The 18,446-nt window shown below is 70.8% G+C and carries 15 protein-coding genes and 1 pseudogene; 10 read left to right on the top strand and 6 right to left on the bottom strand.

Annotated elements, in window-relative coordinates:
• Nucleotides 1–20 precede the first annotated feature (20 nt).
• The 7 genes and pseudogenes from ACFYTQ_RS29105 to ACFYTQ_RS29075 all read left to right on the top strand — a co-directional run bounded on the left by ACFYTQ_RS29105 (nucleotide 21) and on the right by ACFYTQ_RS29075 (nucleotide 7,685).
• Nucleotides 21–713, top strand: a complete 693-nt coding sequence (locus ACFYTQ_RS29105) for a phosphoribosyltransferase (protein ID WP_387367926.1) — start codon at nucleotides 21–23, stop codon at nucleotides 711–713.
• A gap of 55 nt (nucleotides 714–768) precedes the next feature.
• Nucleotides 769–2,000 (top strand): annotated as a pseudogene (locus ACFYTQ_RS29100) (cytochrome P450).
• Nucleotides 2,001–2,005: 5 nt separating this feature from the next.
• On the top strand, nucleotides 2,006–2,563 hold the full coding sequence (locus ACFYTQ_RS29095) for a TetR/AcrR family transcriptional regulator (RefSeq protein WP_387367924.1): 558 nt from the start codon (nucleotides 2,006–2,008) through the stop codon (nucleotides 2,561–2,563).
• Nucleotides 2,564–2,678: 115 nt separating this feature from the next.
• A complete protein-coding gene (locus tag ACFYTQ_RS29090) occupies nucleotides 2,679–4,478 on the top strand; it encodes an acyl-CoA dehydrogenase (RefSeq protein WP_387367921.1) in 1,800 nt (599 codons plus the stop codon).
• Between the two features lie 115 nt (nucleotides 4,479–4,593).
• Nucleotides 4,594–5,955 (top strand): wax ester/triacylglycerol synthase family O-acyltransferase, encoded by a 1,362-nt coding sequence (locus ACFYTQ_RS29085; RefSeq protein WP_387367918.1) that lies wholly within the window; start codon nucleotides 4,594–4,596, stop codon nucleotides 5,953–5,955.
• Nucleotides 5,956–5,984: 29 nt separating this feature from the next.
• Nucleotides 5,985–6,743 carry an RluA family pseudouridine synthase gene (locus ACFYTQ_RS29080; protein ID WP_387367915.1) on the top strand — a complete coding sequence of 253 codons (759 nt, stop codon included), beginning with the start codon at nucleotides 5,985–5,987 and terminating at the stop codon, nucleotides 6,741–6,743.
• A 126-nt stretch (nucleotides 6,744–6,869) separates the two neighbouring features.
• Nucleotides 6,870–7,685 (top strand): metallophosphoesterase, encoded by an 816-nt coding sequence (locus ACFYTQ_RS29075; protein WP_387367912.1) that lies wholly within the window; start codon nucleotides 6,870–6,872, stop codon nucleotides 7,683–7,685.
• Here the strand turns inward: ACFYTQ_RS29075 and ACFYTQ_RS29070 are convergent.
• On the bottom strand, nucleotides 7,636–8,688 hold the full coding sequence (locus ACFYTQ_RS29070; protein WP_387367909.1) for an AraC family transcriptional regulator: 1,053 nt from the start codon (nucleotides 8,686–8,688) through the stop codon (nucleotides 7,636–7,638). The two genes, ACFYTQ_RS29075 and ACFYTQ_RS29070, sit on opposite strands and share 50 nt — an antisense overlap.
• 83 nt (nucleotides 8,689–8,771) lie before the next feature.
• Here ACFYTQ_RS29070 and ACFYTQ_RS29065 point away from each other — a divergent pair, with 83 nt between their 5' ends.
• The 3 genes from ACFYTQ_RS29065 (at nucleotide 8,772) to ACFYTQ_RS29055 (ending at nucleotide 12,454) form a co-directional block, all read left to right on the top strand.
• Nucleotides 8,772–10,850: an ATP-binding cassette domain-containing protein gene (locus ACFYTQ_RS29065; protein ID WP_387367906.1), complete on the top strand. Its 2,079-nt coding sequence runs from the start codon at nucleotides 8,772–8,774 to the stop codon at nucleotides 10,848–10,850.
• A complete protein-coding gene (locus ACFYTQ_RS29060; RefSeq protein WP_387367903.1) occupies nucleotides 10,847–11,584 on the top strand; it encodes a CbiQ family ECF transporter T component in 738 nt (245 codons plus the stop codon). Before ACFYTQ_RS29065 ends, ACFYTQ_RS29060 begins: the two co-directional genes overlap by 4 nt.
• A gap of 216 nt (nucleotides 11,585–11,800) precedes the next feature.
• A complete protein-coding gene (locus ACFYTQ_RS29055; RefSeq protein WP_387367900.1) occupies nucleotides 11,801–12,454 on the top strand; it encodes an ammonium transporter in 654 nt (217 codons plus the stop codon).
• A 55-nt stretch (nucleotides 12,455–12,509) separates the two neighbouring features.
• Here ACFYTQ_RS29055 and ACFYTQ_RS29050 read toward each other — a convergent pair whose 3' ends face one another.
• From ACFYTQ_RS29050 to ACFYTQ_RS29030, 5 genes are all read right to left on the bottom strand, one after another.
• The gene (locus ACFYTQ_RS29050; RefSeq protein WP_387367897.1) at nucleotides 12,510–13,742 is read right to left on the bottom strand and encodes a lipase family protein; all 1,233 of its coding nucleotides are present in this window, start codon (nucleotides 13,740–13,742) and stop codon (nucleotides 12,510–12,512) included.
• Between the two features lie 114 nt (nucleotides 13,743–13,856).
• Nucleotides 13,857–16,118, bottom strand: coding sequence for an ATP-dependent DNA ligase (locus ACFYTQ_RS29045; protein ID WP_387367894.1), 2,262 nt, complete (start codon nucleotides 16,116–16,118; stop codon nucleotides 13,857–13,859).
• Nucleotides 16,119–16,210: 92 nt separating this feature from the next.
• The gene (locus ACFYTQ_RS29040; protein WP_387367891.1) at nucleotides 16,211–16,495 is read right to left on the bottom strand and encodes an antitoxin; all 285 of its coding nucleotides are present in this window, start codon (nucleotides 16,493–16,495) and stop codon (nucleotides 16,211–16,213) included.
• Between the two features lie 12 nt (nucleotides 16,496–16,507).
• On the bottom strand, nucleotides 16,508–17,683 hold the full coding sequence (locus tag ACFYTQ_RS29035; protein WP_387367888.1) for an MBL fold metallo-hydrolase: 1,176 nt from the start codon (nucleotides 17,681–17,683) through the stop codon (nucleotides 16,508–16,510).
• A complete protein-coding gene (locus tag ACFYTQ_RS29030) occupies nucleotides 17,683–18,408 on the bottom strand; it encodes an enoyl-CoA hydratase (protein WP_387367885.1) in 726 nt (241 codons plus the stop codon). The genes ACFYTQ_RS29035 and ACFYTQ_RS29030 overlap by 1 nt, the downstream gene beginning before the upstream one ends.
• Nucleotides 18,409–18,446 lie beyond the last annotated feature (38 nt).

Genomic DNA, 18,446 nt, shown 5'->3' with positions numbered 1-18,446 from the left:
TCCGACATCCGGGTGTGACGATGCCATTTCTCGACCGCCGCGAAGCCGGCCGACGGCTCGTCGGACGCCTGCGGGCGTTCAGCGGGCCCGATACCGTGGTGCTCGGATTACCGTGCGGCGGCGTACCGGTGGCGTACGAGGTGGCGACCGCGCTGCGCGCCCCGCTCGATGTCGCCGTGGTCCGCAAACTCGAGGTGCCCCACCGGCCGCGGCTGGTGTTCGGCGCGGCCGCCGAGGGCGGCGTGCGGGTGGTCGACGACGAGTTGCTGGTGCGCGCGTTCGTCTCGCCCGCGGAACGCGCGCGGCTGGAACGCGAGGCGCGAGAAGCGGTGTTGCGCAGGGCCGCTCGGTTCCGCCGCGTCCAGGAGCGGTTGTCGCTGGCCGACCGGACGGCCGTGCTGGTCGACGACGGCGTCGCGACCGGCGCGACCGCGCGGGCGGCCTGCCTGCTGGCGCGCCGCCGGGGCGCCGCGCGGGTGGTGTTCGCGGTGCCGGTGGGTTCGTGCCGCCCGATCCGGGCGCTGGCCGCGCACGCGGACAATGTGATCTGCCTGGAGACGCCCGAGCTGTTCCACACGATCGGGCACTGGTACGGCGACTTCGAGCCGGTGCACGAGAGCGCGGTGGGCGAGTTGCTCGACAGCGCCGCCGAACTGCTGCGCACTCCCCCGACCCAGCCGATCCGGTTGCATCGCGAACCCGCCGGACCATGATCGGCTACTGAAACAGGTTCTAGACATCCGGGGCGCGGTGTCTTACCGTCGAGACATGACAAGCGATGTGTCTCACGCGGCGCGGTTCGAGCTGCGGTCCGGCGACGGCTGGCGCGACCCCTGGCCGATGTATTCGGCGCTGCGCGAACACGATCCGGTGCATCACGTGGTGCCCCCGGGGCGCGAGCACGAGGACTACTACGTGCTGTCCCGCTACGCCGACGTGTACGAGGCCGTACGCGATCCCGAAACCTTCTCCTCCGCACTGGGTTTGACGGTCGACTACAACAATCTGAGCGAGATCGGGCTGGGCGACGACCGGCCCTTCGTGTTCACCGATCCGCCGGACCACACCGTATTCCGGCGCAGTGTGGCCAAGGGCTTCACCCCCCGGCAGGTGGCCGAGATCCGCCCCGCCGTCACCGAATTCGTGATCGACCGGTTGGAACGGCTGCGCGCGACGGGGGGCGGGGACATCTCGGTGGAGCTGTTCAAACCGCTGCCGACGATGGTCGTGGCGCACTATCTCGGTGTGCCCGAGGCGGATCGGCCGAAATTCGACGAGTGGAGCGAGGCCATCGTGGCCGCCTCCGCGCACGGCGGGGTGCAGCACGCTCAGGACGCGGTCGGCGAGCTCATGGGGTACTTCACGGCCATGATCGAACGCCGCCGCGCCGCACCGGGGGACGACACCATCTCCCATCTGGTCGCCGCGGGGCTGGGCGCGGACGGTGACGTGAGCGGGATCCTGCGCATCCTCGGATTCGCCTTCACCATGATCACCGGCGGCAACGACACCACCACCGGCAATCTCGGCGGGGCAGTGCAACTGCTGACGTCGTATCCCGAGCAGCGGCGGCGGCTGCTCGACGATCCCGGGCTGATTCCGGGCTGATTCCGGGCGCGGTCGAGGAGTTCCTGCGGCTCACCTCGCCCGTGCAGGGCCTGGCCCGCACCGCCACCCGGGACGTGGAGATCGAGGGCGTGACCATTCCGGCCGGGCGGCGGGTGCTGCTGCTGTACGCGTCGGCCAATCGCGACGAACGCGAATTCGGTTCGGACGCGGGCGAACTCGATGTGACGCGCGGGCCGCGCAACATCCTCACCTTCGGCAACGGCAACCATCACTGCCTCGGCGCGGCCGCGGCCCGCATGCAGGCCACCATCGCCCTGCGGGAGCTGCTGGCCCGCTGCCCGGACTTCACCGTGGACCTGGACGGGGTGCGCTACTCCGAGGGCAGTTACGTGCGGTGGCCGGTGCACGTGCCGTTCGTGGCGGGCTCGTGAACTGGATGGCCGAGCCGCGGTCGCTGGGCGCGGCCGAGCGCATTCTCGACGCCGCGGCCGGATTGTTCGCCGAACGCGGGGTGGCCGCCACCCAGATGGCCGATATCGCCAAGGCCGCGGGCTGCTCCCGGGCCACGCTGTACCGCTATTTCGACAGTCGCCAGGCCGTGCAGTCGGCGTTCGTGCATCGGGAGGCCCGCCGGATCGGCGCGGCCGTGGCCGCCGAGATCGGCGCCCTCGAGGATCCGGGGGCGCGCGTGGTCGCGGGCGTGGCGGCGAGTCTGCGTGCGGTGCGGGCTGATCCGCTGCTGATCGCCTGGTTCCGGCCCGGCGACGCGGGCATCGCGCTGGGCATCGCCCAGACCTCCGAGGTCATCGAGGCCATCGCCGTCTCCCTGTTCGGCGCGCGCGCCCGCCCGCGCGACGGCGATCCGGCGCTGCTCGCGCGCTGGCTGACCCGGATCATCGTCTCGCTGCTGACCGTCCCGGGCCGCGACGAGAACGAGGAGCGGGAGATGCTGCGACGGTTCGTCGCCCCGTTGTTCGTGAACGCTCACATCTGATCGCCCCGACCCCGCGCCCGACCTCGGACGCTTCGGGCGCACCCGACCCCGGATGCTTTCGGCTGGGACGGATGACGGGTTGCGCGGCGAGGCGGCGGGCTGGAGGGTTGGGGGCATGACTTCGCTCATCATGTCCGCCCGCGACCTCGAGTTCCTGCTCTACGAGTGGCTGGACGTGACGAGGTTCCTCGATCGGGAGCGGTATCGGGAGCATTCCCGGGAGACCTTCGATCAGGTGCTCGAACTCAGCCGCGATCTGGCCGAGAAGTACTTCGCGCCGCACAATCGCGACAACGACCTGCACGAGCCGACCTTCGACGGGGAGAAGGTGCATCTGCTGCCCGCGGTGCGGCAGGCCCTGGACGCCTTCGCGGCGGCGGGGCTGGTGGGCGCGGGCATGGACGAGCGGGTCGGCGGAATGCAATTGCCGCACACCGTCTTCACCGCCTGCATGGCCTGGTTCTACGCCGCGAACGTGGCCACCACCAGCTATCCGATGCTGACCATGGGCAATGCGAACCTGCTGGCCGCGCACGCGACCCCCGAGCAGATCGACCGCTATGTCCGCCCGATGATCGCCGGGCGGTTCTTCGGGACCATGGCGCTGTCGGAGCCGCAGGCCGGATCCAGCCTCGCCGACATCACCACCAAGGCCGTCCCGCAGGACGACGGCGCCTACCGGCTGTTCGGGCGCAAGATGTGGATCTCGGGCGGGGACCACGAACTCTCGGACAACATCGTGCACCTGGTGCTGGCCCGGGTGCCCGGCGCGCCGGTCGGCACGCGCGGCATCTCGCTGTTCATCGTGCCGAAATACCTTGTGGCCGAGGATGGTTCGCTCGGTGAGCGCAACGACGTGGTGCTGGCGGGGATCAATCACAAGATGGGCTGGCGCGGAACCGTCAACACCGCACCGGTTTTCGGCGACGGGGCCTATCTGCCCGGCGGCGCGCCCGGCGCGGTCGGCTACCTCGTCGGCGAGGAGAACCGCGGGCTCGCCTACATGTTCCACATGATGAACGAGGCCCGGCTGGGGGTCGGTCTGGCCGCCACGGCGCTGGGCTACACCGGCTATCTGAAGGCCCTCGACTACGCGCGGACCCGACCGCAGGGCCGGGCGGTGACGGTCAAGGGTCAGAGCACCCCGCAGGTGCCGATCGTCCGCCATCCCGACGTGCGCCGAATGTTGTTGGCGCAGAAGTCCTATGCCGAGGGCGCGCTCGCCCTGCAACTGTACTGCGCGACCCTGATCGACGAGCAGCGCAGCGCCCCCGGCGGCGCGGAGTACCAGCGCGCGGGCGCGCTGCTGCGCATCCTCACCCCGATCGCCAAGAGCTGGCCCAGCCAGTGGTGCCTGGCCGCGAACGATCTGGCCATCCAGGTGCACGGCGGGGCGGGCTACACCCGCGACTACGACGTCGAACAGCACTATCGCGACAACCGGCTCAACCTTATTCACGAAGGGACGCACGGGATTCAGAGCCTGGACCTGCTCGGACGCGCGGTGGTCGCCGACGACGGGGCGGGCACGGCGCTGCTGCTCGAGACCATCGGCGGCACCGTCGCCGCCGCCCGCGCCACCGCCGACGCCGAACTGGGGGACTTCGCGGACGCGCTCGCCCAGGCGACGGGCCGGATCGCCACCACCACGGCCACGCTGTGGAAGGACGGCGATCCCGACCTCGCGCTCGCCAACTCGGCCGCCTATCTGGAGGCGTTCGGGCATGTGGTGCTGGCCTGGATCTGGCTGTCGCAGGCGGTCGCCGCGCACGGGCGCACGAGCCGGTTCCACGACGGCAAGCGGGCGGCGGCGCGCTATTTCTTCCGATGGGAATTACCGCGCACCACAGCGCAATTCGATCTGCTCGACTCCCTGGACCGGACGACGCTGGATCTCGACGACGGCTGTTTGTGATCTGTCCCGAGCCAGGTTTGGCAAAACCGCAGGGTGGTAAGGTTGTTGATAGTTCACCGACGCGAGGGCAACGGCGCCGCTGCACGCGCACTCCGGCCACCCGTGGGGAACAGATATGGACCTGCTCAATCCGATCGATGCCATCTTCCTTGCCGCCGAGACCCGTGAGCATCCGATGCATGTCGGCGGTCTGCAGGTGTTCGAGCCACCCGCCGACGCGGGCGAGGATTTCGTCCGCGAGCTCTACGCGGGGCTGAGCGGCGCCACCGAGGTGCGCTCGCGCTTCCGCCGCAGGCCGCGCAAGCTCCTGGGGAACCTCACGAATGTGTCCTGGGCGCACGACGATCGGATCGATCTGGGCTATCACCTGCGCCGGTGCGCGCTGCCCGCGCCCGGCGGGGAGGCCGAGCTGCTGGATCTGACCGCCCGGCTGCACGCGACCCCGCTGGATCGGAACCGGCCGCTGTGGGAGGGGCGGATCATCGAGGGGCTGCGCGGCGACCGGTTCGGCGTGTACGTCAAGATCCATCACGCACTGATGGACGGGGTGTCCGCGCTGCGGCTGTTGCAGCGCACCTGCACCGAGGATCCGCTGGACACGCGGCTGCGGGTGCCGTGGACGATGGGCCGCGACGCCACCGATCCGGACGAGGCGCCGAATGTGTGGGATCAGTTGCGCGGCATCGCCCCTCGGTTGTTAACCAGTGTCGGGGCGGGCGCGGCGACGCTGCGCGCGGTCCGGGAGGGACGGCTCGAACTGCCGATGTCGGCGCCCCCGACCATGCTCAACGTGCCGGTCGGCGCGGCGCGCGACGTGGCGGTCGGATCGTTCCCGATCGAACGCGTCCAGGCCGTGCGCAAGGCGACGGGCACCACCGTCAACGACGTCGTGCTCGCGCTGTCGGCCGCGGCGCTGCGGGCCTACCTGCTGGAACGGAACGCGTTGCCGGACAAGCCCTTGACGGCCATGGTGCCGGTGAATCTGCGCCGGGAGACCGACGCCGACTCCGATGGCAACATGGTCGCGGCGCTGCTGTGCAATCTGGGCACCGATATCGCCGATCCGGTGGCGCGGCTGCACACCATCAGCGAGTCCATGCGGCGGTCCAAGGAGGTCTTCGCCCAATTGCCGCCGCTGGAGGCCGTCGCCCTGTCGGCCCTGCTGCTGTCCCCGCTGCCGCTGGTGTTCGCGCCGGGATTCCAAGCGCTGCCCCGGGTTCCGTTCAACGTGGTCATCTCCAATGTGCCCGGCCCGCGCAAACCGGTGTACCTGCAAGGGGCCCGGCTGGAGAGCAACTATCCGCTGTCCATCCCCTTCGACGGTCAGGCCATGAACATCACGGTCACCAGCACCGCCGACAATCTGGACTTCGGGCTCGTCGGCTGCCGTCGCTCGGTCCCGGACCTGTCCCGGTTCATCGGGCACATCGAGACGGCGTTGCGGGAAATGGAGGCCGCCGCCTGCGCTCGTGTCTGAGGCCGCCGCCCGCGCTCTAGGGTAGGGGCGTGGACGAACGGTGGCCGCGGTTGCGGGAGGAATGCCTGGTCGAGGAGGACGAGGCGGTGCTCGCGCTGAACAAGCCCGCCGGGATCTCGGTGACCGGCGAGCGGCACGACACCGATCTGGTGGAGCTGGCGGCCGGCTGCGGGGAGACGCTGTATCCGGTGCATCGGATCGACAAGGTGACCTCGGGGCTGGTGCTGCTGGCCAAGGAACTCGGGGCGCACGGCCAGCTGACGCGGCAGTTCACCAAGCGCACGGCCGACAAGACCTACCTCGCGATCACCGCGTCGACGGGTCTGCCGGATCGGGGCGTGATCGACCTGCCGCTGAGCGTGGGCCGCAAGAACCGGGTGCGCATCGCCGCGCCGCGGGAGAGCATCGTGCGGGACGGGGACCGCTGGACGGTCGCGGAACGAGATGTGCTGGCGGGCCGGAACTATCCGTCGCGCACCGAGTTCGCGACCGTGTTGCGGACCGACGCGTACACGGTGTTGACGGTGCGGCCGATCACCGGGCGGCGGCATCAGATCCGCGTGCATCTGGCGTGGATCGGCCATGCCATCGCGGGCGATCCGCTGTTCGACCGGTCCGGCACGCACGCGCGCACCCACCTGCACTCCTGGCGGCTGCGGCTCGAAGCCCCGTGGCGCGCCTCCGGCGAACTGGCCCCGACCGCCGCGCCGGGCGCGGACTTCTGGACGGTCGCGGGCACGGCCCTGACCGACGACCCGGCGGCGTTGCTCGGCGCGGCCGCGGAGTGATAGGCGCGGGGCACGCCCGGTGGCGTGCCTCACGCGCACGCCGGGGCCGCGGTCATTTAGCCTGGTAATGGTGCCCTCGGGCAGTTCGGGCGCAATGGCGCGGTCCCCACGAGAAAGCGAACGCCGATGATTCTGCTGGCGCAGCTCAGCGATACGCATTTCGACCTGCACACGCGCAATGCCGAACGCGTCGAACGGGTCATGGGCTTCCTGGCCGACCTCCCGCGCCGCCCCGACGCCATCCTGGTCACCGGCGACATCACCGATTCCGGAAAGGCCGAGGAGTTCGAGCAGGCGCGCGCGAGCCTGGTGGCCGACGTCCCGCTGCGGGTGCTGCCCGGCAACCACGACGACCGCGCCAATCTCCGCGAGATCCTCCTCGACGAGCCGCCGTCCGACGCCCCCATCAACCAGGCGCTGCGCCTGGACGGCCTGACCGTCGCCCTGCTCGACTCCACCGTCCCCGGCGCGAGCCACGGCGAACTCGCCGACGCCACCTACGCCTGGCTCACCGCGCTGCTCGACGAAACCCCCAGCGACACAGCGGTTCTCATCGCATTGCACCATCCGCCGCTGCCGATGTACAGCACGGTCGTCGACCCGATCCGCCTCGCCGATCCCGACCGTCTCGAGCGGATCATCGCCGCCGATCCGCGCGTCCTGGGCACCCTCACCGGCCATATGCACGCGATGGCCACCACGCTGTTCGGCACCCGGCCGCTCATCGTCGCACCGAGCGTCGCCTCGCTCATCGGCGGCGCGTGGGAAGTGCCCGCGCCCGGCCATGTTCCGATCGACTACGCCCCGGACCCGTCCCTCGTCCTGCACATCGTCGAGGACGGGCGGCTCACCTCGATCGTCCGGACCGTTCCGATGGGCGGACGGATCGCGGTCATGCCTCCTTCCGATACGCCGACGGCGTGGTCCCGGTCCACCTCTTGAACGCGTAGATGAAGGTGGACGCCTCGGCATAGCCCAGCCGGATCGCCACATCGCTCACGGAAAGCGGTGTCGCCGTGAGCATTTCCTCCGCGAGCGCCCGGCGCACCTCGTCCAGCAGCGCCCGGTAACTGGTCCCGGCCGCGTCGAGGTGTCGCCGGAGGGTGCGCGTGCTCATGTTCAGATCCCGGGCGACCGCGTCGATCCCGGGCGGCGCGGCGAACCCGTCGGCGCCGCCGCGCGGGACGAGGCGTTCGCGAACCTCGGCGGCGATGCCGGTGCGGGCGCGGCGGCGATGGACCAGATCGCGGCACTGGGCCAGGCACATGGCCCAGGTGTGCTCGTTGGCCTGCGGGAGGGGCTGCTCGAGCAGTGCGGGATCGAGGACGAACAGGTTCTGTGGGCGGTCGAAGGCGGGGCGCACGCCCACGATCTCGGTGAGCAGGTCGGCGTATTCCGGTTCGGGATAATCGAATTCGGCGCGGGACAGCGCGATGTCGTGGCCGAGCAGATCGTTCATCATCTGGTGCATGGCCAGCGAATCGCGTTCGACGAGGAAGCGGCGGACGTCGGGGGGAACCTGCTCGTCGTGGATCCAGGCCACGAATTCGCCAGGCTCCGAACGCAATACCGGGATGCAGAAGGTGAAGCTGAGTTCGAGGTAGCGCATCGCGAACGAGATCGCCTCGCCCAGCGTCGGACTGGACACGCACGCGAAGCCGAAGATGCCGAAGGTGGTGATGCGGTAGCGACGGCCCACCTCCACGCCGAGCGCGGGCCGCTCGTCCGCCAGCGCGCGCACCAGATTGCGGATCACCGCCAGTTCGGTGCGCGCGTCGATCTGCGCGTCCGGATCGGCGAGGGCCCGCTCGGTCAGTCCGGTGCCGCGCAACATGCGAGCGGTCGAGACGCCGTGCTCGCGGGCGTAACCGACCATGAGCGCGGCGCTCGCCACACCTCGCGGGAAATCCCAGTTCCGGATCACCGGCTGCTGCACCGTCGCCATCCGCCGATTATGGCCGAATATGTGAATCGCGCGAAGAACTTCGGTCGGCCCGCGCCGGGCTCGCGGGCTGGCAGACTTGATCCGTGACCGCTCCACCCGACGTCCCCTCGACGATCCACGGCCCGCTGCGCCCGATCGAACTCGCCACCGGCGCGGTTCTGGGCGGGCTGACCGTCGGATTGGTGACGCTGGGCTCGATCGTCCCGGCCGCGGCCGCGCTCAATCTCATCGCGGCCGTTCCGCTCGGACTGCTCGCGCAGCGGTATCGGCTGCGCGCCTCGGTGTCGGCGACGGCCGCCGCCGCGCTGGTGAGTTTCGTGGCGGCCGGCCTGCTCGCGGCCGTGAGCCTGGTGGCCGCGGCCACCGTCGGGGGGATCATCGGCACGGTCAAGCGCCGCGGCGGCGGGCTGATCGTCGTGCTGGGGATGTCCGCCGTCGCGGGCGTGTTCTGGGCGGCCGTGCCGGTCGTGTTCCTGCTGGTCTTCGGCACCACGCGGCAACTGATCTTCGACAACATCCGCAATTCCGCGCACGGCGCGGCCGCCATCGCCACCGACCAACTCCACCTCGCCGAGGTCGGCCACGCGGTGACCGCGGCGGCGGACGCGGTGCTGCGCTGGTGGTGGCTCTACATCGGGGCCGGCGCCTTCGTCGGGGTGATCGCCACCGCGCTGCTGTCCTGGTTCGTGCTGGGGTCGGTCCTGGACCGGCTCACCTGGCTGCCCGGCCGCGATCTGCTCGACGCGCCGCCCGACGATCGGCGCGTCGAACCGCTGCCGGTCACCCTGCGCGATGTGTCGTTCCGCTACCCCAATGCCCGTGTCGACGCGCTCAGCGGCATCGAATTGACCGTGCGGACGGGCGAATTCGTGGCCGTGGTCGGCCACAACGGCTCCGGGAAATCCACCCTGACGCGGGTGCTGGCCGGGCGGCCGCCGACCGGTGGCACGGTCGAGCGACCCGGTTCGGCCGGGCTGGGACTGCTCGGCGGGACCGCGCTCGTGCTGCAACGCCCCGAGAGTCAGACCCTCGGTGTCCTGGTCGCCGACGACGTGGTCTGGGGTCTGCCGCCCGAACTCGCCGCCCAGGTCGACGTCGAGGCGCTGCTGAGCGAGGTGGGCCTGGCCGGGCTGGGCCGGATGGAGACCGCGACGCTGTCCGGCGGTCAGCAGCAGCGCCTGGCCGTCGCCGCCGCGCTGGCCCGCCGTCCCGCGCTGCTGCTGGCCGACGAGGCGACCGCCATGATCGATCCGGCCGGCCGCCGCGAACTGGTCACGCTGCTGGCCGATCTGCCGCGCCGCCATCCGATGGCCGTCGTGCTGGTCACCCATCACGAGGCAGACGCGGCCGCGGCCGACCGGGTGGTCCATCTCGACGCCGGGCGGCAGGTCGACCGGTTGCCGAGTTGGCCACGGCCCGTTCGGGATTCGCGCCGCCGCCCGATGGGCGAACCGCTGCTGGAACTGCGCGATGTGCACCACACCTACAACCGCGGCACCCCGTGGTCCGCGCCCGCCCTGCACGGGGTGGATCTGACCGTCCGGCGCGGTGAGGCCCTGCTCGTCGTGGGCGGCAACGGCTCCGGCAAGTCCACCCTGGCGTGGATCATGGCCGGGCTCGTCGTGCCCACCGCGGGCCGCTGCGAACTGCGCGACTACGCGGGCGCGCGCCCGGTGCACAAGCGCATCGGCCGGGTCGCGCTGGCCTTCCAGCACTCCCGCCTGCAATTGCAGCGCGAGACCGTCGGCGCGGAGATCGAGGACTGGGGCGGCAGCGGCACCGGGTCGGGCGCGGTCGGCCGGGCGCTCGACGCGGTCGGGCTGGATCGGATGACGGCCTCGCGCTCGGTGGAGGAACTGTCGGGCGGACAGGCCAAACGCGTGGTCCTCGCGGCCATCGTCGCCAGCCGCCCGCAGGTCGTGGTGCTGGACGAGCCGCTGGCCGGACTCGATCCGCAGGGCCGCGCAGAGATCGTGGAACTGCTTGCGCGGCTGCGGGATTCGGGTCTGACGCTGATCGTCATCTCGCACGACGTCGAGGATCTGGCGGGTGTGTGCGATCGGACGGTCCGGTTGCGGGCGGGGCGCATCGCCGACGATCCCGCCGACGCGTCGGCCGCGGAATCGGTGGCCGAACCGACCGGGACGGGAGAGCCGCGATGAGTGTGGTGTTGTTGCGCGAGGTTCCGGTCCCCAGTCCGGTGCATCGGCTCTGGGCGGGCACGAAGATGATCGGCGCCTTCGCGATCAGCGTGGTGCTCATGCTCTGGCCGACCTGGCCGGTGCTCGGCATCATGGTGACGTTCCTGATCCTGATCGGACTGCTGGCCCGGCTGCCGCTGGGCGCGCTGCCGCGCCTGCCCGCCTGGTTCTGGGGCCTGATGGCGCTGGGCGCGGTGCTCAACATTCCCGGCGGTGGCCCGGCGCTGCTGCGCTACGCCCAGGTCACCGTCTTCGGCCTGATCCTGCTGACGGCCTCGTTCCTGATCGCCTGGACCACGCCGATGGGCGAGATCGCGCCCGCCCTGGCCACCCTCGGGGCGCCGCTGCGGAAAGTGCGCGTGCCCGTGGACGAATGGGCCGTGGTGGTCGCGCTGACGCTGCGCGGGCTGCCGTTGCTGCTGGACGAGATGCGGGTGCTGCGCGCCGCGCGCCGATTGCGGCCCAAGAGCGGACTGATGCGGCGGGCCACCGACAATCCGATCGTCGACATCCTCACCGCGGCCATGGCCGTATCCACCCGTCGGGCCGGGGAATTGGCCGAGGCGATCACCGCGCGGGGCGGAATCGGCCAGCTCACGGCCCATCCCACCGCGCCCGGCCGCCGGGACGCGCTCGCGCTGGCGGTGGTGTTCGCGGTCTGCGCGGTGTCGATCGCCATCGGGATCCTCGGTTAGGGCAAACCCGTCGGTATGGCGAAACATATTGTCATCAGCCGAAATTCACTCTTCTTGTCTTCTCAGTGAAGGTACGGTTAAGTTTGAGAGTCGGTCGCATCGCGGCCACGCGCGCACCGGGGTGGTGAGACGGGAGGATCATCGGTTCTTCTTTCACGCGCGTTTCTCCGGCGGTTTCGACCGCTCGCTACACCTGATGAAGATGGGAATACCGGAATGAATCTGCACAAGCTCACTGCCGCCGTGGCACCGGCGGTCGTGACCGTGGCCCTCGGGGCGGGCACGGTCCATGCAGATCCCGGCGCGCCGGAAACAGTGCGCTACGAGGCGAAATTGGTGGGCAATGTCGTCGAGACGACGTTGGACGGCGGAACCTTCGCGGTCTCCGACGACCAGCGGACGGTCGCGATCCAGGACAAGGCGGGGGCCGCCGTCGTGGTGCTGCCCCTGTCCTTCCGGCAGGACGGAAAGGAATACCCCCTCCCCTTCCAGGTGCGCGATTCGGGACGCGTCCTGGACCTCACGGCCGTGAAGAACGAGGCCGCGGCCCGCCCGGCGCCGGCCACGCCGGTGGCGTCGAACGCCGAGAACCAGCAGGCCATGGAGGCGTTCGCGACCCAGTTCGGAATCGCCACGGCCGTGGGCGGATTCATCGGCACGGCCATCGGCGCGGTCGTCGGGGCGATCATCGGCCTGGCCGTGCTCCCGGTCGACCCCGTGCTCATCATCACGGGCGCGGGCATCGGCGGCATCATCGGCACCCTGGTCGTGGGCGGCCCGGCGCTGATCGTCGCCGGAATCGACCTGATCAACACGCTGACCGCACCGCCCGGCACGACCAAGTGGATGGACACCACCGGCCGTCGCTGAATCGAACACGTGGGCCGCGGGTCCGGCACACCCGCGCCCCACGGTCGTCTCCGGATCAGCGAATGTGACATCCCGGTGCGAGCGGGCGGCCCGCGAAACGGTCCGACAGATAATCCATTCCGCCGAGGAATTCGCCGAGGGCTCCCCCGTTGTGGGTCGGGAACGGGGAATGGACGGCGGTGAGCGTGGCGCCGCCCGCGCAGTAACGGTCGACGAGCGCGGAGAAACCCGCGACGGGAATCCGATCGTCGGTTCGGGAGTGATAGAGGTACAGGGGAGCGTCCGGCACTCGGGCGCCGAGTTCCGCGCGGGCGACCGCGGCCCGAAATGCCGTACTGTCCAGAATGTTCGGGGCCCGGGTGAATTCGTCCAAGCGCGTTCCGGCGTATTTCGGGACGAATTCCGAACCGCAGGCTCCGGCGCTCTCGGCGGCCGCCGCGCGGCCCCGGTCGTTCAACAACTCGGTCAGTCCGGAATCCGGATAATCGCGGGCCAGGGCGAGAAGGGTCAACAGGGCCAGCCCGGACAACTGACCGCCGTCGACCGAGCGGGCCATCCCGGCGATATCGGCGGGGACGCCGCCCGCAGTGACCCCCGCGAACACCACCTCGGGGGCGTACTCCTTACGCAGCTGGGCGGCCCAGAGCGTGGCGAAGGCCGCGCCCGAATATCCATACGCGCCAACGGGACTCGCGGCGGTGACCCCGGCCGGGGCGAACGAGCGCGCCGCGCGCACCCCGTCGAGCACACCGTGCGCGGCGTTCACCCCGTCGAAGAAGCGCGACCCCGGGCCCTCGAAATCGCTGAGCACCACCGCCCAGCCCCGGCGCAGCGTCTCGGCCAGGAACGGCAGATCGATCAGGGTGTTCACCACGCCCGGGTCCCGCCCGCCGCGCAGCGCGTACGAGGGCGCGCAGCGGGTGCCGAAACTGTCCTCGGGAATCTGATAGGCCAGCAGCGGCCGCGGCCCGGCCGCGGGCTGCGGCGGCACCACGACCGTCGTCACGTTCAGCGTCGGCCGATTCGCGGAATCCGTTGTGCGATACCGCAATTGCCACGCCGACACCGGAACAGACAGGCCGAGCAACGAGATCGGGCGCGTGCCCAGAACCGTACCCGGCGGCCGAGCGGCCAGATCCGCGGGCGCGGCGTAGAAGGGATCGTCGTCCGGAAACGGCACATCGGCACGCGCACCGGGCAGCCACCCCGTGGCCAGCAACACCGCCGCCACACTCGTCAGCACGACCAACCGAATCCGCCGCGCCGGGATCACCGCACGCTCTCGCACACCGAACCCCCGTTCGCCGATCCACGATCGAGGATGTGTCCCGCTCTTGTGAATTCACGGTATCCCCGCGAAACGCGCAGGTCAACGACCCGGATGTCCGGAGTGTCCGATTGTTCAGTCCGAGGCGGGAATCCACGCCGGGTGCCACATGCGGCCGGCTTCTGTCCAGTTCATGTAGCGGACCGTGCCGGTGAGCTTGGGGCCGACCCAGACGGCGTCCTTGCGTTCCTCGGCCGTGAGGTCGTTGTCGAAGGGCATCGTCTTGCGTTCCAGGCGGCGCAATCTCGCGGCCAACTCGGCCATCTCCTGATCGCTGAAACCGGTGCCGACCCGGCCGACGTAGTAGAGGCGGCCGTCGTGCGGGACGCCGACGAGCAGGGACGCGAATTGCCGTGCGTCGCTGCGGCGATAGCCGCCGACCACCACCTGTTGGGTGCGCCAGTTGCGGGTCTTGACCCAGGAGTGACCGCGCTTGCCGGGCAGGTACACCGAATCGCGGCGCTTGGCGACCACACCCTCCATGCCCTGTTCCTGGCTGTAGCGCAGCGCCTCCGCGCCGGGGCCGTCCAGTCGCGGCGGCACCACCAGCGAGGGCGCGCGCCCGGCCAGCGCCTCCAGCACCCGGCGGCGATCCGCGTAGCGTTTGCGCAGCAGCGAGGTGCCGTCCAGGTACAGCACGTCGAACGCGACGAAGACCGCCTGCGCCGAATCCGCTTGCAACAGGCCGAGATTGGCGACGCCGTGATCGTCGAAGACCACCGCCTCGCCGTCGAGGACCACGCTGTGTCCGGACAGTTCGCGACCCAGCGCGGCGAGCCGGGGATAGCGGCCGGTGACGATCAGGCCCTTGCGGCTGCGCAGGGTGACCGCGCCGTCCTCGATCTCGGCGATGAGCCGGAAGCCGTCCCATTTGGTCTCGAACGCCCAGTCCCGGTCGTCGAGGGTGGACACGTCGCCGGGGGTGGCGAGCATGGGTGTCAACCCGCGCGGCAGGTCGGCGGGTGCGCTCCGGCGCGACGGATTCGCGGCGGCCCCCTCGCCGGAGTCGGGGTCGGGCTTCATCAGGTGCATGAGCCACTGGTTGCCGTTGGTCCGGATGAGCGCGTACCGGCCGTCGATCCGGTCGCCGTGCAGGCGGACGATGACCTCGTCCTCGCGCCACTTCTCGGTCTCGTAGGTGCCGGTGTCCCAGATCGTCATCTCCCCGCCGCCGTACTCGCCCTTGGGGATGGTGCCGTGGAAGGTGAGGTACTCGAGCGGATGGTCCTCGGTGTGCACGGCCAGCCGGTTCTCGTCGCTCGAGGTCGGCGGGCCCTTGGGCACCGCCCAGGACACCAGCACCCCGCCGCGTTCGAGCCGCAGATCCCAGTGCAGCCGCCGGGCGTGATGTTCCTGGATGACGAACCGGTCGTCCGCGCCCGCGCCGGGCGGACCGGGCGGCACCGGCTCGGGGGTGCGGGACGCGTCGCGCATGGAACGGTAGGTGGTCAGCGGATCGGCGTCCGACGCCAGGGGCGGGTCCAGGTCCGCGAGCGGGTCGCCGTCGGCCCGCCAGCGGGTCAGCACCTCGTCGAAGGTCAAGTGCCGCAGGTGTTTTCGGTCCTCGATCTCGTCCCAGGTGCGTGGCGCGGCCACCGTGGGCTCGGCGCGTCCGCGCAGCGAGTACGGGGCGATGGTGGTCTTGGCCGGATTGTTCTGGCTCCAGTCGAGGAAGATCTTGCCGGGCCGCGCCGCCTTGGACATGGTCGCGGTGACCAGATCGGGGTGCAGCCGCTCGAGTCCGGTCGCGAGTTGTCTCGCCACCGTGGACGCGCCGCCGGAACTCAGCTCCCGGTCCAGCGGCACGTACAGGTGGATGCCCTTGCTGCCGCTGGTGACCGGGTAGGCGCGCAGGCCGACGTCGGCCACCGTATCGCGGATCCACAGCGCCACCTCGGCGCATTCGGCCAGACCCGTGCCGGGGCCGGGGTCCAGATCGAAGACCAGGCGGGTGGCCGGACCCATCGCGCCCTCGACGAAACGCCATTGCGGCACATGGATTTCCAGCGACGCCTGCTGGCCCAGCCAGGCCAGGCCCGCCACCGAATCGATGACGGGGTAGACCACGCGGCGGTCGGAGTGTTCGAGTTTGTGGCGCTGGATCCACTTCGGCGCGTGCGCGGCGAGGTTCTTCTCGAAGAACGACGGCTCGTCGACGCCGTTGGGCCAGCGCTTGCGGGTGACCGCCCGCCCCGCGATATGCGGCAGCAGGGCGGGCGCGATGGTGGTGAAATACTCGATGACCTGGCCCTTGGTGGTGCCGGTCGCCGGGTACAGCACCTTGTCGAGGTTGCTCAGCTCAACCTCGACACCCCCGAAATCCCGGCGGGACACCATGTTCCAAGTCTAGGGGCCACCACCGACAGGTTCCCGCGTCCGCGCTGGGAGCCCTGGCCCGTCGGCGGGGCCACCACCGACAGGCCCTCTGACTACGAGCCCTCGCCCGTCGGCGGGGTCGGCGGCGTGGGGGGCGTCGGCGGGGTCGGCGGGGCCGGGGGCTCCTGGGCGGGCGGCGGGGTGCCGCCGCTCTGCTCCGGAACCGCCTTCTTGATCGCCTCCGCGCCCTTGCCGATCTGATCGGAGTACTTGCCCCCGGTCTTCTGATCGATGAAGCCACCGGCCTTGTCCACGGCACCGTGGATCTTGTCGGCGTTCTCGGCGGCCGCCTCGCGGCCCTTGCCGACCAGGCCCTTGAGAGTGTCCAGCAGACTCATCAGCTCAACTCCTTACTCGTCGGTCACTGCCTTGTCGACATCTTCCCACCACCGGACCTGCGGCGATACCGCATTGGCATCGATGCGGCCGCCCGGCAGCGGCACGGCCACCGATGTCCCGGCCGCGCGGGCCGCGGCCGCCAGCCGCCGCACCGGCTCCGACCAGCCGTGGAAGGCGAGGTTGAAGGTGGCCCAGTGGATCGGCACGAGCAGGCCGTGCCGCGCGTCGCCGGCGCAGACGTCGGCGTGCGCGCGCACCGCCTCCTCCGGATTCATGTGCACGTCCGGCCAGTGCACGTCGTAGGCCCCGATCGGGAGCAGCGTCAGATCGAACGGGCCCGAGGTCGCGCCGATCTCCGCGAACGCCTTGGTGTATCCGGTGTCGCCGCCGAAGTAGGCCCGCCGCCGCGGTCCGGCGATGATCCACGACGCCCACAGCGTGGTGTTGCGCAGCAGCCCGCGACCGGAGAAGTGCCGGGCCTCGGTGCAGGTGAGCACGAGATCACCGGCGCCGGGTCCGGTCGCGGTCACGCAATACGAAGCGCCCCAATCCAATTCGACGATGCGCCGCTCGGGCACCCGCCACTTGCGCAGATGCGCGCCGATGCCGATCGGCACCACGAACGGGGCGTCCTGCGAACGCACCAGCGCGCGCACGGTTTCCCGGTCCAGGTGGTCGTAGTGGTCGTGGGAGATGAGGATGGCGTCCACCGGCGGCAGCTCGGTCACCGGCACCGGCACCGGATGCATGCGGATCGGGCCGACCACCGCCGACGGCGAGACGCGGTCGCTCCAGACCGGATCGGTGAGCACCCGGAAGCCGTCCACCTCGATCAGCGCCGAGGCGTGGCCGTACCAGGTGACCGCGAGATCGCCCGCGCGGTCGGGGACTTCCGGTGTGGCCAAGGGGATTTCGCCGGGCGGGCGGCCGACCCGGTGCCGGGTCAGCGCGGACAGGATCAGCGACACCGCGGAGCCGGGCGCGACCTGGGTGCTGGGTTCGGTATTGGAGAACTGCCGGTTGCGGTAGCGCGCGGAGCCCGCGGCCACCGGCGCGATGGACGACGGGGAGGCGCCCATCGCCGACGGCAGGCCCCACGCGGCGCGCACGGCCCAGGTCAGGCCCGTCGCCGCGGCGACGCCGAGGGCGGCCCGGCGCGCGAATCGGAACACCGTGCGCGGGCTCATCAGCGGCCCACGAACTTCGCCGCGCGCTTCTGCTCCCGCGCCGACCTTGCTTCTTGCGCGTCGGCGCTGGTCCAGGCGGCCTCGAGGGCGCTCACCTGTTCGGGGGTGTCTGCGCCGCGGGTGCCGTCGTCGTTGAGGACCAGTTTCAGATGCCGCAGCGACAGCGGCGCGAGCTCGGCGATCGACTTGGCCCACTCCTGCGCGTCGGCGAGCGTGCCGATCCGGTTGGCGAAGCCGAAAGCGTATGCGTCCGAGGCGGATACGGGTTCCGCGCCGAGCAGGACGGTGCGCGCCGGGCCGCCGCCGATCAGCGACACCAGCCGGCGCACGGTCCAACCGTCCACGGTGAGGCCGAGTTTCGCGGCCGGGATCGCGAGATAGGAGTCGGGGGTCATCACCCGCAGATCGCACGCCAGCGCCAGCTGCACGCCCGCGCCGAGCGCGCCGCCGTTGATGGCGGCGATCACCGGGATCGGGACGGATTCGATGGTGTGCAACATGTCGACCAGCGTGTCGAGGAAGTCCTGCGAGTACACCCCGCTCAGATCCGCGCCCGCGCTGAAGATCGGGCCTTGGCCGGTGAGGACGATCACCCGCGCGGTCTCGGCGGCCTCGGGCACCGCGTCGCGCAGCCGCGTCACCAATTCGGCGTTGAGCGCGTTGCGGCGCTCGGGGCGCTGCAATTCGATGGTGACCACGTCGCCGTCGCGGCTCACTCCCAGCATCTGGCCTCCCCAGTAATGCGTGTCGGTCCTTTCACTGT

It is taken from the genome of Nocardia sp. NPDC004068 (genome assembly GCF_042874315.1).
Taxonomy (GTDB): domain Bacteria; phylum Actinomycetota; class Actinomycetes; order Mycobacteriales; family Mycobacteriaceae; genus Nocardia.
Note: the sequence above shows the minus strand (reverse complement) of the source record. Positions and strands in the feature narration are given on the sequence as shown.

Excerpts from the sequence above, each read along its gene's own strand:
- ACFYTQ_RS29105 (WP_387367926.1), top strand. The coding sequence starts at position 21 with ATGCCATTTCTCGACCGCCGCGAAGCCGGCCGACGGCTCGTCGGACGC.
- ACFYTQ_RS29095 (WP_387367924.1), top strand. The coding sequence starts at position 2,006 with ATGGCCGAGCCGCGGTCGCTGGGCGCGGCCGAGCGCATTCTCGACGCC.
- ACFYTQ_RS29090 (WP_387367921.1), top strand. The coding sequence starts at position 2,679 with ATGACTTCGCTCATCATGTCCGCCCGCGACCTCGAGTTCCTGCTCTAC.
- ACFYTQ_RS29085 (WP_387367918.1), top strand. The coding sequence starts at position 4,594 with ATGGACCTGCTCAATCCGATCGATGCCATCTTCCTTGCCGCCGAGACC.
- ACFYTQ_RS29075 (WP_387367912.1), top strand. The coding sequence starts at position 6,870 with ATGATTCTGCTGGCGCAGCTCAGCGATACGCATTTCGACCTGCACACG.
- ACFYTQ_RS29070 (WP_387367909.1), bottom strand. The coding sequence starts at position 8,688 with ATGGCGACGGTGCAGCAGCCGGTGATCCGGAACTGGGATTTCCCGCGA.
- ACFYTQ_RS29060 (WP_387367903.1), top strand. The coding sequence starts at position 10,847 with ATGAGTGTGGTGTTGTTGCGCGAGGTTCCGGTCCCCAGTCCGGTGCAT.
- ACFYTQ_RS29055 (WP_387367900.1), top strand. The coding sequence starts at position 11,801 with ATGAATCTGCACAAGCTCACTGCCGCCGTGGCACCGGCGGTCGTGACC.
- ACFYTQ_RS29045 (WP_387367894.1), bottom strand. The coding sequence starts at position 16,118 with ATGGTGTCCCGCCGGGATTTCGGGGGTGTCGAGGTTGAGCTGAGCAAC.
- ACFYTQ_RS29040 (WP_387367891.1), bottom strand. The coding sequence starts at position 16,495 with ATGAGTCTGCTGGACACTCTCAAGGGCCTGGTCGGCAAGGGCCGCGAG.
- ACFYTQ_RS29035 (WP_387367888.1), bottom strand. The coding sequence starts at position 17,683 with ATGAGCCCGCGCACGGTGTTCCGATTCGCGCGCCGGGCCGCCCTCGGC.
- ACFYTQ_RS29030 (WP_387367885.1), bottom strand. The coding sequence starts at position 18,408 with ATGCTGGGAGTGAGCCGCGACGGCGACGTGGTCACCATCGAATTGCAG.